Here is a 15,501-nt window from a genome sequence, read left to right as displayed (position 1 = left end):
GTTATAAAACACTCTGAATATTTAATAATATAACAAATGCATTCATACTTGAATGTATTAATATAGGGTAGAAAAGAGATCTACTTTTTATTTTAACAGCAAATAATAACATCGATACAACAAAAAGAATCATCTGATCCAGCATATTGTAATACTGCCCATGCATTAGACAAAAAAACAAAGAAGTTATTACACACGGAATGACCAGGTTTTTTCTGTAAATTGAGCATGCAACCTCGAAGGCACAGCCTCTGTAGATGATCTCCTCATAATAGGGAACTACTAATGTCATTACTATAACCGTTATCCAGTTTATCTGTGATGGTTCGTAATGGTATAAATAGTTTCTGTAGCAATAAACAGTAAGTTGTATAAAAATAATTATGAGGAATGAAAATACTGAAAATTTAACTGAAGCCGGACTTCCACTCATTTTTATTATACATCCAGGAATCTTTTTCAGATAAAAAAAATAAACGAAAGTTGAAATTAGAATTTCGGTAATAAATATAATAGTAAAAGCAGTATCCAGTCCGACATAGCGCAGCATAAAAGCCGGGGATAGGGTTACAACGGTTGATATAACAACCACTATAAGAAAAACGATAGCACTTTGTTTACTATATATAACTTGGCCCGTACGCTCATTCATTACAAGGCGTCACTTTATGAAAGTTTTTATTTTTGCTAAAATCATATCTGTAAATTTAGCAGTGGAAAACAGAGTAATCAATGTAATTACTATCTTTGAAAACTCCTCAGGTAAGGAAAACCAGGATAGGTCAATAATGGAGGAGCCACTTAATAGCGCAAAACCCAGTAATAAACTTAATATAAAAGACAATATTTTAATAACCATTGCAGCATCCTCCGTTGATACTTACTTATCGGCTACAAGTACCGCCGATGTCACCTCCTGAACAATGACTGGAACCGGCTGTATTTCCTCCCCCGTTACCATTTCCACCACCGGAGAGACACTGGCCGGTAACTGCTCCACCAATAGTTCCTCTTGCCATTCCAACAAGGCCACCTTTGATTGCACCACCGACCATCCCACTAAACACAGCATCACCACACCTAGATGTGTCCGGATCACTGTAAATATGTGTCGGTGCATTCCGTCCCAGCGTGTTACGTGCTCCAGTTTCAGAGTGACTGTTGAAGTTATGTTCATGGTCACCAGAGTTTCCACCACCGCTAACTAGTTCTATTTCACTTAAAGTTAATTCTTTGATATTTGACATAAAAATCCCTCTTTTACATTTTAACATAAAGTGCGATTGCACTATCACACGACAGAAATGTATGGATAAAGTGAATTTATGTAAATAAATGTAAACGCAACCTATTGACTGATTGAATTGAGTTTGCTTTTTATTGCTTATTGATTTTATTCACTGGCATATCTCGATAAGATGCTTGTATCCGACAGGCCTGTGAAGAGCTGTAGCCAGTTGCTTCAGCTGTTTCCCGGATATTCAAGTTTTATACTTGTTGATAGTATCGGGGTCTGAAGTTCAACCGTACGCTAAGTACGTTTTTTGAAGGGTATCAAGTTAAATATCCAAATCAGACTGATTGAAACTCATCATCCCCCTCCTTTACTTCGTTTAGATCAACTAAAAAGACAAGACCTCGAGCGAAGCGAGTTTCGTCAAGCGAAGCGAAGACGGATAGCTAAGCTGGTTAAAAAGCATACGGATATGTCTACTTTTCTCTATATATAAAATATAAAAATATAATAGTAGACATTAGACACTCACTACGTTCGAGTCCCTCGCTTCGCTCGGAATTTTGAAGAAATGTATGAATCTATAAGCAAAGCAACTATCGTTGAACTATCAAGCAACTGACCGAAGCCAAAGTTAATCAGGTTCAAATCATGCCTTAAAACGCTCTGAGCTAAGCTGTAATCGATTTTTATGATATTGGTAATACAATTGCATGTCTTGTAAAGAAAAACGCTCTACGGGCTTCCTGTGCGATATTTACGAATTCAGTGCTTTACTACTCAATTTTGATGTTGAATACAAGCGCGTTCCCTTCCCTGTTTGCGACTTCCCTCGTTCTTTTGCCAGATAAGAAAGCCAGAATACCGGGTCATCAAGTGATTCATGAGCATCTCCATGAATGACGTAGTGCTCGGGATAGTCTTTAGTGGCTTTAGACAAGTTTACCAGCGTTGCTTTACCACCTGTCAGTTTCATCCAGATTTCCGTAATAATACCAGCGATCCCTCTTTCAGGAGTTCCAAACCACCTTACCGAACGATGTGGAAGTGCAATCCAGCAATGGTAATGGGGCTGTGAAGCCTTTTCCTGTTCGCAAACCCAACCGTAAGCAAAATCGATAATAGGTTCCGATAAACCGTTGTTCCCTGACTCCAGGCGGGCACGTAATCGTTTGAACAGTTTGCGTATGTATTCGTTAGAGCGAAAAGGTTGAGCCAATCGAAGACTGTATCCTCTTTGAAATTGGGGAGCACAGCAATGAAACGATACAGGAAAACCAATGTGTGAGATCTGGAAGGATGATGAATCACGAACGAAGAACATTACAGCTTTAAACAAATACAATTAACGTATATTCAGATCACTGTCTTTTACCTTACCAAATCTACCGACCTAATTATTACCGACGAGTCGCGTAGCGACGAAGTTTCACGAGGCGAAGCCGAAGTGACACACAGCATTTTTGAATGTTAACAGTAGGACTATCACTTGTTCGCTTCGCTCACTGCGTGATACTTCGTCGCTACGCGACTCGTAGTAGTTATATTATGTTATTAAAAGTTCTGATTAGGCTGATCCCTGTCATCCGTTCGCTACGCTCACGTCTGAACTCGCTTCGCTCGAGTTCTTTCAGAATTATTGCTTGGGTATGATTTCAACGAGGCGCAGCCGAAGTTGCTATATATTATAATGCAAAATTAAAACATTAAAAAACAATAACATACAAAAATAGATGTCCTTTGCATGTCTCATTCAAGGGTTTTAACGCAAATAAAAAAACATATATATCAATAAGTTATAAATGCATGTCTTTATATGTCACGACTTATGGGACATACAAATTTTGATTGTCCGTGAAAGATGATAAATAATGGCATCAACAACAAATCCAAGTGGATGTAACCATGAAATTGTACTTTACAATCTTTCCCAAAAGAACAGAAAGCGAATCTTATTTTCTTCGCGATTCCAACGTAAAACTGAACCGGGTTGACAATAAAGAAGTTGATTTACATCTCGATTTTGAGCGTTCTTTCTCAACCATAGCCCAAAGACGGGGACTCGATAAAAGCGAAGTAGATCGAGTTAGAAAGATTAAACAACGTCTTCCTCAGCACAAACACATAGGCGTTGCTCGCCTGAGCATAACTATATTAAAAAATCGCCAATCAGCGTTGTGTTATCTTTTCGTCTGTGAAGGCAACGTAGCATACCTGTCAGCACCTGAAATGGTTTTCTGTGGCGATTCTATGTTCATAAGCTCAACAAAAAGATGCTCGGTTTATGAAACGACCTACAAGGCCACCAAACCCGATTCGAAGCATAGTTACGTTAACTTGCGTTTTGATTCTGAATATAAACTTGTCACGAAAAGACGTGGGCCATCGAAGATTGAGAAATCGTCGCTAACTGCAGCTTCCGACGCCTCCTTATTAGAGGAAGTTAAAACTTTGCGCAAAGAAAATGAGAGGTTAAAAAAACAAAACAATGTCACATAAAATTATAGGTGGACGCCGTTCTCATCCGAAGGCGCTGTTGCCTCTTCCAACTGTATAAGGTAAATCATAGCCTCATCGCGGTTCGTAGCACACATTTCTATTGATGGTTTAAGACTAATGCATATTTTTGGGCGTAGGGGCGACCCAAAGATGCTACACAGGTTATCTTCAGATAACTGAACACATCTTACATTAGCAGGCTTACCCTGCGACATTCCTGGGATTGGGCTTGAAATCGATGGGGCAGTACAACAAGCCCCACAATCGGTACGACATTTCATTACTGATTCCTTGCTCATCGTCCATTGGTCATTGACAGTAACAGAATGTCTTACTGGCTGATAGTTTGCCGTATATGTCCACATTTTAAAGTAATGTGACTATTCATTTTCAATGTATTGAAAATATGGGAATAGAAGCATAAATACCCCCATATGCTTTTCTTAACCTCTTCATTTTTTCAGTGTAAAATCTTGCTCAGATGCATTTTCATGCAACTTATTACAAGGAGTTACTATGAGCTTTTATGTTAAGAAGAGCATTCGCGTTGGACCGATGAGATTCAACCTATCCAAATCAGGAGTCGGTGCATCTATTGGTATAAAAGGGCTGAGGTTTGGTACTGGCCCAAGAGGAAATTACATCCACATCGGCGCTGGCGGGGTCTATTATCGTGCTTCGCTTTCACCAAGCCTGGTCCCACAGAACAGAAAGAAGGTTCAACATTTACCAGACGACTCCCCAATAGAACATGCCACTACACATGCACCTCTTGAGGAAATCGAGTCATCCCATATCTCGGAAATCGTTGATTCAAGTTCCCGAGAACTACTTGAAGAGTTGAACAACAAACGTAAGAAGTCACAAATATGGCCCTTGGTCATGTGCCTTTCGATTGCGCTGTTACTTTACGGTTTTTCACAGGCATGGCCTGAGTGGTGCATCGCTATAGGATTTATCGCAGGGGTAGCAATCTCTGTTTTTGCTTACATGTACGATCAGCTAAGAAAGACTACTGTGCTTTTTTATGACTTTGATGATCAAATGATGGCATGTTACCAGCAACTTCATGATAGTGGAGCAAAGCTCGCAAGCTGCTCAAAAGTATGGCATATAGAGGCTTCTGGAGCCGTTTATGACCCCAAGTATCATGCCGGAGCTGGTAACTTACTACGCAGAAAAGTAACCTCTATCAGCAAATCAAAGCCTCCCTTTGTTAAAACAAATATTGAGACGATTGCTATCAATGTCGGTCGCCAAACATTACATTTTTTTCCAGACAGAGTACTCGTTTATGACCGTGAAGGTGTAGGCGCTGTTGGTTATAACCAGCTATTCGTTAATGTTGGTGATAGCCGATTCATTGAAAGCGAAGGTGTACCTGGAGATGCCATAGTCGTTGGCAGGACATGGAAGTATGTGAACAAGTCTGGAGGCCCAGACAGAAGATTTAAAGACAATTCAGAACTTCCTATATGTCTGTATGAAAACCTTTCGTTTACAAGTCATTCTGGACTAAATGAGTTATTACAACTGTCTAAAACTGGCTATGGAGAAAGCTTTTCACATTCAATCGAAACTCTTAGCAAAAAAGTCATTTCTGCTTAGCTTTGTCATTTTTATACTGCGAATAATTGACCATTAGGCTTGCCGTCCGGCATGCCAGGAATGGGGCTTGAAATGGACGGTGCGGTACAACACGCGCCACAATCGGGACGACAATCCATACAGGCTCTCTTTCGCTGAAGAACGCCCGCGCAGTCGGGCATTGCGCGCACAGTAACACCTTTTGTGTATTGATAGCAAAAGCCACGAATTCCGCTTGCCTGAAAGGCCGAGCACGAGTAATTTGGCGCGATATTTTTTACCACCCGTAAACAGGATTACTGCAATGCCAAGAGCGAACGAAATTAAGAAAGGTATGGTACTGAATTACAACGGCAAGCTGCTGATTGTGAAAGATATCGATATTCAGGCCCCGAGCGCCCGTGGTGCAGCAACGCTGTACAAAATGCGTTTCGCCGATGTGCGTACCGGTCTGAAAGTGGAAGAACGTTTTAAAGGTGACGATATCGTTGATACCGTGACCCTGACCCGCCGCTATGTTGATTTTTCCTACATTGATGGCAACGAATACGTGTTCATGGATAAAGAAGATTACACCCCGTATATCTTCACCAAAGATCAGATTGAAGAAGAACTCCTCTTTATTCCTGAAGGCGGGATGCCTGACATGCAGGTTCTGACCTGGGATGGCGTGCTGCTGGCGCTGGAGTTGCCGCAGACCGTGGATCTGGAAATCGTGGAAACGGCTCCGGGCATCAAAGGTGCATCCGCAAGTGCCCGCAACAAACCAGCAACCCTGACGACCGGTCTGGTGGTGCAGGTGCCAGAATACCTCTCCGCGGGCGAGAAAATCCGCATCCATATCGAAGAAAAACGCTATATGGGTCGCGCAGACTAATGCGATATTCGCCCGGTGGCACAACGCCACCGGGCAACAGACGTTACAGCAGTTCCGGGTATTTCGTCATCTTCAGCGCCAGCTCAACGCCCCGCACTTCCGCCATGCCTTTCAGACGACCAATCGCCGAATAACCTGGGTTCGTTTTCTTACGCAGATCGTCCAGCATCTGGTGACCATGATCGGGACGGAACGGGATAGGACGAACGTCACCCGCGTGCTTACGACGTACCTCTTCCGCCAGAATCGCATCCACTACCGCCACCATATTCACATCGCCGCCCAGGTGCGCTGCTTCATGGAAGGTTTTTGGATTATCCTCACGACAGGTCGCACGCAGATGCGTGAAGTGAATACGATCGCCGAAGGTTTCAATCATCTGCACCAGATCGTTATCCGCACGCACGCCGTAAGAGCCGGTACACATGGTGAATCCGTTATAGATACTGTCCACGGTCTCTTTCAGCCACTGCATATCTTCAATCGTGGACACGATGCGCGGTAAACCGAGAATAGGACGCGGAGGATCGTCCGGGTGCACAGCCAGGCGTACGCCCGCTTCTTCCGCTACCGGTACGATAGCGCGCAGGAAAAACGCCATGTTTTCACGCAGCTGGTTTTTATCAATATTCCCGTATTCCGCCAGTCGCGCGCGGAACTGATCCAGCGTATAGCCCTCTTCAGCGCCCGGCAGGCCAGCAATAATATTGCGGGTCAGCTTTTCAATCTCGGCGTCACTGGCTGCGTTAAACCACGCGAGCGCCTGCTGCTGCTCTTCAGCCGTGTAATCGGCTTCTGCACCAGGACGTTTCAGGATGTGCAGCTCAAATGCGGCAAAGGCAATCTGATCGAAACGTAATGCTTTTGAACCGTCCGGCAACGTGTACTCAAGATCGGTGCGCGTCCAGTCAAGAATGGGCATGAAGTTATAGCAAACAGTATCAATACCGCAGGCCGCCAGGTGACGAATGCTCTGCTGGTAGTTGGCAATCCAGGTCTGATAATCACCTGAATGGGTTTTGATATCTTCGTGAACCGGGATGCTTTCCACCACAGACCAGGTCAGGCCTTTTTCCGCCAGCAGCGCCTGACGCTTTTTGATTTCTTCAATCGGCCATACCTGACCATTAGGAATGTGATGCAGCGCCGTCACGACACCCGTTGCGCCAGCCTGACGCACATCATCAAGAGAAACCGGATCGTTCGGCCCGTACCAACGCCAGGTCTGTTCCATTGCCTCACCTCTAAAGTTGTTATACCAATATGGATGACTACGATGACGACTACCATACATGTTTGCCATAAAGGGTCAACACACCGCCACACATTGATTGATCAAACTCACACTTCGGGGATATTTACGGCTCACCAATTTTATTTGCTGTCATATAACTTTACACTGGCGTTGTTAATTAATGGTTAATCAGGTGTGTATTTCATGAAGACAATTGCCTCCACCTCGCTTCCTGCCCATGTCCAGCTCCCTCGCTACGATCGTAAGCAGTTACGCTCTTGCATCGTCCATTTTGGCTTCGGCGCATTTCACCGCGCGCATCAGGCCTTGTTAACAAACCGGGTGCTGAATGAGAAAGGCGGCGACTGGGGTATTTGTGAGATTAGCCTCTTCAGCGGCGACGTGCTGATGAGCCAGTTGCGCGCACAGGATCATCTCTTCACCGTGCTGGAAAAAGGGGCGGAGGGAAACCAGCCGATTATCGTCGGTGCCGTCCATGAATGTCTGAACGCAAAACTGGATTCTCTGCCTGCCATCATTGAGAAATTTTGTGAACCTCAGGTCGCCATTGTGTCGCTCACCATCACAGAGAAAGGTTATTGCATCGATCCCGCCACCGGTAATCTGGATTTGCACAACTCCCGGATCGTTCACGATCTGGAGACCCCGTCTGAACCGCACTCCGCGCCAGGGATCCTGGTCGAGGCGCTCCACCGCCGCCGTGAACGCGGTTTGTCCGCTTTTACCGTCCTCTCCTGCGACAACATCCCTGATAACGGCCATGTGGTGAAAAACGCGGTATTAGGGATGGCCCAGAAACGCGACCCGGCGCTGGCAGAGTGGATTGATTCACATGTGAGCTTTCCGGGGACCATGGTCGACAGAATTGTTCCCGCCGCGACCGAGGCGTCGCTGGCAGAAATCACGCAAGAGCTTGGAGTAGAAGATCCTTGTGCCATCAGCTGCGAACCGTTTATTCAGTGGGTAGTGGAAGATAACTTTGTTGCCGGACGCCCGGCATGGGAAGTGGCTGGCGTACAAATGGTGCAGGACGTTCTGCCGTGGGAACAGATGAAATTGCGCATGCTCAACGGCAGCCACTCTTTCCTCGCGTATCTGGGCTACCTCGCCGGGTATGCACACATCAACGAATGTATGGAAGACACCGCTTTTCGCGAAGCCGCACGTCGGTTAATGCTGAATGAGCAGGCTCCTACGCTGCGTATTAAGGATGTCGACCTCACGGCTTATGCCGATAGCCTGCTTGAACGCTTTGCCAATCCGGCACTGCAGCACCGGACCTGGCAAATTGCGATGGACGGAAGCCAGAAATTGCCGCAACGCATGCTGGATGGGATCCGCATCCATCTTGAACGTAAAACCGCGTGGCCGCTGCTGGCCCTGGGCGTTGCAGGCTGGATCCGCTACGTCAGCGGTACCGACGAGCGTGGCGACGCGATTGATGTGCGCGATCCGCTGAGTGATAAAATCCGCACCCTTGTTGCAGCCAGCAGCGACGCTGAGCGCGTCAACGCCCTGCTGGGGCTGAGTGAAATCTTTGGTCACGATCTCGCACAAAATAGCCTATTCGTGGAGGCCATCAGCCAGGCCTATCAGCGCATCGCCCGCCATGGCGCGCGTCAGGCTGTTATCGAAACGTTAAATATTTAGCGATTATTGCGCTTAAGGCGAACGGCGATTGCCTCCGTTCGCCCTCCCCCTTCTCATTGCGCCCGTTTTTCGCCAGGATGATGGATAATTGTTATAGCATCACAATTATCGACTGGAGCGCACGTGACCAAAACCAACCTCATTACCGGTTTTCTCGGCAGCGGTAAAACCACCTCAATTCTCCACCTGCTGGCCAATAAGGATCCGGCAGAAAAATGGGCCGTACTGGTCAATGAATTTGGCGAAGTGGGTATTGATGGCGCATTACTGGCAGACAGCGGCGCGATGATCAAAGAGATCCCCGGAGGCTGCATGTGCTGCGTAAATGGTCTGCCGATGCAGGTCGGGCTGAATACGCTGCTGCGTCAGGGCAAACCAGACCGTCTGCTGATTGAACCGACCGGGCTGGGTCATCCGAAGCAAATTCTCGATTTACTGACCGCGCCGGTCTACGAGCCGTGGATCGATCTGCGTGCCACGCTGTGCCTGCTGGACCCCCGTCAGCTGCTGGATGAAAAAGCCGTGACCAACGAGAACTTCCGCGACCAGCTCGCCTCGGCAGATATTATCGTCGCCAATAAAGAGGATCGCGCAACGGCGGAAAGCCAGTCCGCGCTGGAGACATGGTGGCAGCACTTCGGTGGCAACCGTCAGCGGGTGCAGACCACCCAGGGGAAAATTGATAACGCCCTGCTTGACCTGCCTCGCCTGAACCTGGCGGCGCTCCCGGCAAGCGCGGAACACGCCCACAGCCATCCGCAAAAACAGGGTCTGGCTGCCCTGAGTCTGCCGGAACACCAGCGCTGGCGTCGTAACCTTAACAGCGGCCAGGGCTATCAGGCCTGCGGATGGATTTTCGATGCGGATACCGTATTCGACACCATCGGCATACTCGAATGGGCCAGACTGGCTCCGGTCGATCGTGTTAAAGGGATCATGCGCACCCCGGACGGGCTGGTGCGGATCAACCGTCAGGGCGAAGATTTCTTTATCGAAACGCAAAATGTGGCGCCACCTGATAGTCGAATAGAGTTAATTAGTGCGGTTAACGCCGACTGGAATGCCCTGCAGTCCAGCCTGTTGAAGCTTCGTTTAAGTTTGGGCGGCTAACGTTGCCCCAGATTTCACTCTATGCTGAATGTTATGACGACTCGACTTCCCCTGATATTACTGCTTAATGTCGCCGGTCTGGCGCTCTTTTTCTCCTGGTATATCCCGGCGAATCATGGTGTCTGGTTTCCGCTGGATTCTGCCATTTTTCACTTCTTCAACCAGGAGCTGGTGAAGAGCGAAGCCTTCCTGTGGCTGGTTGCTATCACGAATAACCGCGCCTTTGACGGCTGCTCGCTGCTGGCGATGGGCGGCCTGATGCTCTCTTTCTGGCTGAAAGAGGACAAAACAGGACGCCGCCGTATTCTGATTATTGGTTTGATGATGTTGCTGCTTGCAGTGGTAATTAACCAGCTGGCAACGGCCATTATTCCGGTTAAGCGTTCCAGCCCAACGCTGTTCTTCCCCGATATTTATCGCGTCAGCGAGCTGCTGCATATTCCAACGAAAGATGCGTCGAAGGCCAGTTTCCCGGGCGATCACGGAATGATGCTGCTTATTTTTTCCGGCGTGATGCTCCGCTATTTCGGCCGAAAAGCCTTTGCGATAGCCCTGATTATTTTTGTGGTTTTTGCCTTCCCACGGGTAATGATTGGCGCTCACTGGTTCACTGATATTGCAGTCGGTTCGCTCTCTTCTGTGCTGGTTGCGCTGCCGTGGTGTCTGATGACACCGCTGAGCGACAAGATAATAGCCGTGTTCGATCGCTACCTCCCCGGCAAAACGCAACAAATCAGAAACCAATAATTAACCTTAATTAACACTATGCATCAGGGATCGTTTTGATCCTTGATGCACTTTTCTCCCCTTTCCCCCCCTCCCGTCATCATTTCGTCACAATATTCGTGATAAAAATGAATGTGTTGCACGGTTTTTAACCTTGATCGTGCGCTTTTTGAACAATTATCAATTTTTACTTTCTGTATCACAATTTCTTATAAAAAAAAGGCTTTTTTTGCTCGCAATACCCCAGGCAATCGGTTAATCTCGAACTCGTTTTGCCCCATAGAGATAATTATTTCGCTGGTGAATAAATTTGTGCGCTACGCCACAAATGTGATCAGAAAGAATTGTCTCATTGTGAACAGATAATTAGTCTCGTCACGTTTGGCATTTTTTATAACGATATTTGTCGTTAAGGACTTCAAGGGATAATAAACAAAATGGTCAAATCTCAACCGATTTTGAGATATATCTTACGGGGGATCCCGGCGATAGCAGTGGCGGTACTGTTATCTGCATGTAGTACATCGAACACCGCAAAGAATATGCATCCTGAGACGCGTGTTGTGGGAATGGAAGATTCCTCGTCACTGCAAGCCTCTCAGGATGAATTTGAAAATATGGTACGTAATCTGGACGTGAAGTCCCGTATTATGGACCAGTATGCTGACTGGAAAGGCGTGCGTTATCGTCTTGGCGGCAGCACCAAAAAAGGCATTGATTGTTCCGGTTTCGTACAGCGTACTTTCCGTGAGCAGTTTGGGTTAGATCTTCCGCGTTCAACTTACGAACAGCAGGAGATGGGCAAGTCGATTTCACGCACTAAACTGCGCACCGGGGATTTAGTCCTGTTCCGTGCGGGTTCGACAGGTCGACATGTTGGCATTTACATTGGCAATGACCAGTTTGTACATGCCTCCACCAGCAGCGGTGTGACCATTTCCAGCATGAACGAACCTTACTGGAAGAAGCGCTATAACGAAGCGCGCCGCGTACTGACCCGCAGTTAAAATAATCATTGTATCGTTGGTTATCCCTTGGCCGGCGATATGATAAAAAAAAGCACTGCTTCGGCGGTGTTTTTTTTTGCCCGTTACACTGAATACATTCAGCGGCAATCCAGGAACCACGACGTCTATGTTCACCCGCTACTTCTCCAGTAATCGCAAGATACTTTTCCTCAGCCTTATCACCGGCCTGATCACAGCCCTGCTCCTGGGTTCATTGCAATTTTTCTGGAGCTACCACAAGCGGGAAGTCAGATTCGACACCCTGATTGACGACGTGAGCATCTACATGGAAAGCTACTTCGATGAGTTAAAAAGCTCTATCGATCTCCTTCAGCCGCTCACGCTGAACAGCTGCCACGACGTCAACGCTGAGCTGACCTCTCGCGCGGCCTTTAGCCTTAACGTGCGCGCCTTTTTGCTGGTCAGGGATAAACTGGCGTACTGCTCTTCAGCCACCGGTCCGATGAACGTCCCGATGGAAGAACTGATACCCGAGCTGCACATCGATAAACAAATTGATATGGCGTTACTGCCGGGCACACCGATGATGCCGCACAGACCCGCGATTGCCATCTGGTATCGAAATCCGCTGGTGAAGAACGGCGGCGTGTTTACTTCGGTAAACATCAACCTGACTCCGTACATGCTTTATACCGCACGCCAGAACGAGTTCGCGGGCATTGCCATCATCATTGGCGACAATGCGTTGTCGACCAGGTCCGCCACACTGGTTAAGGCACAGGATTTACATGAAACGCCGGCACGCACCGCGACCCTAAAAGAGGTTCCGCTGACGATCAAACTGTACGCCGAAGAGTGGACGAGCGATGAAATCCTGTTCGCGGTGTTCTTTGGACTGGTCTGCGGGATTGCGGCCGGCTCGCTTAATTTCTATATCCTCACCACGCGTCTTAACCCAGGCAAAGAGATCCTGAGCGCCATTAAACGTGGCCAGTTTTATGTGGTGTATCAGCCTGTTGTGGATGCAGAGACGCTGCAAATGCGCGGTGTCGAAGTCCTGATGCGCTGGAAACACCCGACGATGGGGGAAATTCCGCCTGATGCCTTTATCAACTTCGCCGAAGCGCAGAAGCTGATTGTGCCGCTGACGCTGCATCTTTTTGACCTCATCATCCGCGACGCGCCGGTATTACAGACCCTTCTGCCACCGGGCGCAAAACTGGGCATTAACATTGCGCCGGGGCATCTGCATGCGGAAAGCTTCAAAGAGGATATGCGCACTTTCCTGGACTTAATGCCGCCGGATCATTTCCAGATCGTGCTGGAAATCACCGAGCGCGACATGGTTAACCATCGGGAAGCCAACAATCTTTTCGAATGGCTGCACAATGAAGGCTTTGAAATTGCGATTGATGATTTTGGTACCGGCCACAGTGCGCTGATTTACCTTGAGCGTTTCACCATGGATTACATCAAAATTGACCGGGGTTTTGTCAACGCGATTGGGACGGAAACCGTGACCTCCCCGGTGCTTGATGCCGTACTCACCCTGGCAAGGCGACTGAATATGTCGACCGTCGCCGAAGGGGTGGAAACGCCGGAGCAGGCAGCCTGGCTGCGCGAACATGGCGTTGTTTTCCTTCAGGGTTACTGGATTAGCCGCCCAATGCCGCTGGAGCAGTTCCGCCAATGGCAGCCTGAACGTTGAATGATTTCACATTGCCCGTGACGTCACTTATTATTCAGCTTAACTGAGCCGGTTAGTCGAAAGGGAGCCGCCGCGAGATGCTTATGCGCTTTATGTTGCTGCTGTTGGCATTAACGAGCCTGTCCAGCCAGGCGCAAACCATCAAAGAGAACATCGCGTTCTCCGTGATTGGTGAGCCAAAGTACGCGGTCAATTTTACGCACTTTGATTACGTCAATCCTGCCGCGCCAAAAGGCGGAAACGTGACCCTCTCCGCCACGGGGACGTTCGACAACTTCAACCGTTTCGCCCTGCGCGGCGTGGCGGCAGCGCGAACAGAATCGCTCTACGATACGCTGTTTGTTACGTCTGATGATGAACCCGGCAGTTACTACCCGCTGATTGCCGACAACGTGCGTTACGGGGATAACTTTGCGTGGGCGGAAATTTCGATTAACCCACGGGCGCGTTTTCACGATGGGACGCCGGTCAAAGCCAGCGACATTGCCTTCACATTTCACAAATTTATGACTGAGGGCGTTCCCCAGTTCCGCATTGTCTACAAAGGCGTGACGGTCAAAGCCATTGCCCCGCTCACGGTGCGTATTGAGCTGAGTGAGCCGAATAAAGAGAACATGCTCAGCCTGTTCTCCCTGCCCGTGATGCCTGAATCGTTCTGGAAAGATCACAAACTTAGCGACCCGCTCTCCACGCCCCCGCTGGCGGGTGGCCCTTACCGCATCACCGACTGGCGCATGGGGCAGTATGTTGTCTATTCCCGGGTCAAAGACTACTGGGCGGCAAACCTGCCGGTAAACCGGGGCCGCTGGAATTTCGATACCCTTCGCTACGATTACTACCTTGACGATAACGTGGCATTTGAAGCATTCAAAGCCGGTGCGTTCGATATGCGCGTGGAGAGCAGCGCTAAAAACTGGGCGACACGGTATATCGGCAAAAACTTCGCTAACGGGTATATCGTTAAAGACGAGCATAAAAACGCGTCCGCTCAGGATACGCGCTGGCTGGCGTTTAATATCCAGCGTCCGGTATTTACTGACCGCCGGGTGCGGGAAGCCATTACCCTGGCCTTTGATTTTGAATGGATGAACAAAGCGCTATTTTACGGCGCTTACAGCCGGGCAAATAGCTATTTCCAGAACACTGAATATGCCGCACGCGATTACCCAAAAGCGGACGAACTTGTCCTGCTGGCACCGCTGAAAGCAGAACTGCCACCGGAGGTGTTCACGACGGTATTTCAGCCTCCGGCGTCAAAGGGCGACGGCTACGATCGCGACAACCTGCTTAAAGCCAGTAAACTGCTGGATGACGCAGGCTGGCCACTGAAGAATCAAAAACGCGTCGATTCCAGAACGGGCAAACCGTTAAGCTTTGAGCTGCTGCTTGCGTCCGGAAGCAACGATCAGTGGGTGCTGCCGTTTAAGCACAATCTTGAACGGCTGGGGATTACCATGAACATTCGCCAGGTCGACAACGCGCAGCTCACCAACCGCAAACGCAGCCGTGATTACGACATGATGCAAACTCTGTGGCCCGCGCAGCCGTGGCCCAGTTCGGATCTGCAAATCTCCTGGGCATCCAGCTATATCGACTCCTCCTACAATGCGCCGGGGGTGAAAAGCCCGGCGATTGATGCCTTGATTGCGAAAATTGTGGCGGCGCAGGGTGATAAAGAAAAACTCCTGCCGCTGGGACACGCCCTCGACAGGGTCTTAACCTGGAATTACTACATGCTGCCAATGTGGTATATGGGCGAAGACCGGCTTGCGCGCTGGGACAAGTTCTCCGAGCCTGCCGTACGCCCTGTCTATTCACTGGGCTTCGACACCTGGTGGTATGACGTTAACAAAGCCGCCAGACTTCCCGCTGAGCGGCGATAAGGAA

The 15,501-nt window shown here is 48.4% G+C and carries 14 protein-coding genes and 3 pseudogenes; 10 read left to right on the top strand and 7 right to left on the bottom strand.

The features are described 5' to 3' along the window. Position 1 precedes the first annotated feature (1 nt). Positions 2-433, bottom strand: coding sequence for a CPBP family intramembrane glutamic endopeptidase (locus tag ACMVME_RS07230; protein WP_227542186.1), 432 nt, complete (start codon positions 431-433; stop codon positions 2-4). 235 nt (positions 434-668) lie between these two features. On the opposite strand from ACMVME_RS07230, the gene ACMVME_RS07225 reads away from it, so the two are divergent. Continuing rightward, positions 669-920, top strand: coding sequence for a hypothetical protein (locus tag ACMVME_RS07225; RefSeq protein WP_154820316.1), 252 nt, complete (start codon positions 669-671; stop codon positions 918-920). Here ACMVME_RS07225 and ACMVME_RS07220 read toward each other — a convergent pair. From ACMVME_RS07220 to ACMVME_RS07210, 3 genes and pseudogenes are all read right to left on the bottom strand, one after another. Beyond that, entirely contained in the window at positions 885-1,247 is a 363-nt protein-coding gene (locus ACMVME_RS07220) for a hypothetical protein (RefSeq protein ID WP_072048459.1), read from the bottom strand. The two genes, ACMVME_RS07225 and ACMVME_RS07220, sit on opposite strands and share 36 nt — an antisense overlap. Positions 1,248-1,377: 130 nt before the next feature. Further along, a pseudogene (locus ACMVME_RS07215) lies at positions 1,378-1,506 on the bottom strand (resolvase); the annotation flags it as partial. A gap of 485 nt (positions 1,507-1,991) precedes the next feature. Further along, positions 1,992-2,432 (bottom strand): annotated as a pseudogene (locus tag ACMVME_RS07210) (inovirus-type Gp2 protein); the annotation flags it as partial. Between the two features lie 707 nt (positions 2,433-3,139). On the opposite strand from ACMVME_RS07210, the gene ACMVME_RS07205 reads away from it, so the two are divergent. Beyond that, entirely contained in the window at positions 3,140-3,733 is a 594-nt protein-coding gene (locus ACMVME_RS07205) for a hypothetical protein (protein WP_045143046.1), read from the top strand. 2 nt (positions 3,734-3,735) lie between these two features. Here the strand turns inward: ACMVME_RS07205 and ACMVME_RS07200 are convergent, their stop codons facing one another. Next, entirely contained in the window at positions 3,736-4,014 is a 279-nt protein-coding gene (locus ACMVME_RS07200) for a YkgJ family cysteine cluster protein (protein WP_072048460.1), read from the bottom strand. Between the two features lie 235 nt (positions 4,015-4,249). On the opposite strand from ACMVME_RS07200, the gene ACMVME_RS07195 reads away from it, so the two are divergent. After that, positions 4,250-5,341 (top strand): DUF4236 domain-containing protein, encoded by a 1,092-nt coding sequence (locus ACMVME_RS07195; RefSeq protein ID WP_045143047.1) that lies wholly within the window; start codon positions 4,250-4,252, stop codon positions 5,339-5,341. 35 nt (positions 5,342-5,376) lie between these two features. On the opposite strand, the pseudogene ACMVME_RS07190 reads toward ACMVME_RS07195, so the two are convergent. After that, positions 5,377-5,460: pseudogene (locus ACMVME_RS07190) on the bottom strand (YkgJ family cysteine cluster protein); the annotation flags it as partial. A gap of 164 nt (positions 5,461-5,624) precedes the next feature. Between ACMVME_RS07190 and yeiP the strand changes: the two are divergent. Beyond that, positions 5,625-6,197, top strand: a complete 573-nt coding sequence (gene yeiP, locus ACMVME_RS07185; protein ID WP_008500940.1) for an elongation factor P-like protein YeiP — start codon at positions 5,625-5,627, stop codon at positions 6,195-6,197. A gap of 43 nt (positions 6,198-6,240) precedes the next feature. Here the strand turns inward: yeiP and uxuA are convergent, their stop codons facing one another. Further along, positions 6,241-7,431 carry a mannonate dehydratase gene (gene uxuA, locus ACMVME_RS07180; RefSeq protein WP_032678583.1) on the bottom strand — a complete coding sequence of 397 codons (1,191 nt, stop codon included), beginning with the start codon at positions 7,429-7,431 and terminating at the stop codon, positions 6,241-6,243. A 204-nt stretch (positions 7,432-7,635) separates the two neighbouring features. Here uxuA and ACMVME_RS07175 point away from each other — a divergent pair, with 204 nt between their 5' ends. The 6 genes from ACMVME_RS07175 (at position 7,636) to ACMVME_RS07150 (ending at position 15,497) form a co-directional block, all read left to right on the top strand. Next, a complete protein-coding gene (locus ACMVME_RS07175) occupies positions 7,636-9,102 on the top strand; it encodes a mannitol dehydrogenase family protein (protein ID WP_068794818.1) in 1,467 nt (488 codons plus the stop codon). Between the two features lie 123 nt (positions 9,103-9,225). Then, positions 9,226-10,212: a CobW family GTP-binding protein gene (locus ACMVME_RS07170; protein WP_014170928.1), complete on the top strand. Its 987-nt coding sequence runs from the start codon at positions 9,226-9,228 to the stop codon at positions 10,210-10,212. A 33-nt stretch (positions 10,213-10,245) separates the two neighbouring features. After that, positions 10,246-10,959 (top strand): phosphatase PAP2 family protein, encoded by a 714-nt coding sequence (locus tag ACMVME_RS07165; protein ID WP_025203633.1) that lies wholly within the window; start codon positions 10,246-10,248, stop codon positions 10,957-10,959. 416 nt (positions 10,960-11,375) lie between these two features. Further along, positions 11,376-11,945: a bifunctional murein DD-endopeptidase/murein LD-carboxypeptidase gene (gene mepS, locus ACMVME_RS07160; RefSeq protein WP_014170930.1), complete on the top strand. Its 570-nt coding sequence runs from the start codon at positions 11,376-11,378 to the stop codon at positions 11,943-11,945. Between the two features lie 127 nt (positions 11,946-12,072). After that, the gene (locus tag ACMVME_RS07155) at positions 12,073-13,614 is read left to right on the top strand and encodes a cyclic di-GMP phosphodiesterase (RefSeq protein ID WP_068794819.1); all 1,542 of its coding nucleotides are present in this window, start codon (positions 12,073-12,075) and stop codon (positions 13,612-13,614) included. A 77-nt stretch (positions 13,615-13,691) separates the two neighbouring features. Beyond that, entirely contained in the window at positions 13,692-15,497 is a 1,806-nt protein-coding gene (locus ACMVME_RS07150; protein ID WP_068794820.1) for an extracellular solute-binding protein, read from the top strand. Positions 15,498-15,501: the final 4 nt, after the last annotated feature.

It is taken from the genome of Enterobacter cloacae complex sp. 2024EL-00711 (assembly GCF_047529885.1).
GTDB lineage: Bacteria > Pseudomonadota > Gammaproteobacteria > Enterobacterales > Enterobacteriaceae > Enterobacter > Enterobacter ludwigii.
This window is presented reverse-complemented; position numbering and strand designations above follow the sequence as displayed.

Coding starts and splice junctions, on each gene's coding strand:
- mepS (WP_014170930.1), top strand. CDS start 11,376: ATGGTCAAATCTCAACCGATTTTGAGATATATCTTACGGGGGATCCCG.
- ACMVME_RS07195 (WP_045143047.1), top strand. CDS start 4,250: ATGAGCTTTTATGTTAAGAAGAGCATTCGCGTTGGACCGATGAGATTC.
- ACMVME_RS07230 (WP_227542186.1), bottom strand. CDS start 433: ATGAGTGGAAGTCCGGCTTCAGTTAAATTTTCAGTATTTTCATTCCTC.
- uxuA (WP_032678583.1), bottom strand. CDS start 7,431: ATGGAACAGACCTGGCGTTGGTACGGGCCGAACGATCCGGTTTCTCTT.
- ACMVME_RS07225 (WP_154820316.1), top strand. CDS start 669: ATGAAAGTTTTTATTTTTGCTAAAATCATATCTGTAAATTTAGCAGTG.
- ACMVME_RS07150 (WP_068794820.1), top strand. CDS start 13,692: ATGCTTATGCGCTTTATGTTGCTGCTGTTGGCATTAACGAGCCTGTCC.
- ACMVME_RS07165 (WP_025203633.1), top strand. CDS start 10,246: ATGACGACTCGACTTCCCCTGATATTACTGCTTAATGTCGCCGGTCTG.
- ACMVME_RS07200 (WP_072048460.1), bottom strand. CDS start 4,014: ATGAAATGTCGTACCGATTGTGGGGCTTGTTGTACTGCCCCATCGATT.
- ACMVME_RS07175 (WP_068794818.1), top strand. CDS start 7,636: ATGAAGACAATTGCCTCCACCTCGCTTCCTGCCCATGTCCAGCTCCCT.
- ACMVME_RS07220 (WP_072048459.1), bottom strand. CDS start 1,247: ATGTCAAATATCAAAGAATTAACTTTAAGTGAAATAGAACTAGTTAGC.
- ACMVME_RS07205 (WP_045143046.1), top strand. CDS start 3,140: ATGAAATTGTACTTTACAATCTTTCCCAAAAGAACAGAAAGCGAATCT.
- ACMVME_RS07155 (WP_068794819.1), top strand. CDS start 12,073: ATGTTCACCCGCTACTTCTCCAGTAATCGCAAGATACTTTTCCTCAGC.
- yeiP (WP_008500940.1), top strand. CDS start 5,625: ATGCCAAGAGCGAACGAAATTAAGAAAGGTATGGTACTGAATTACAAC.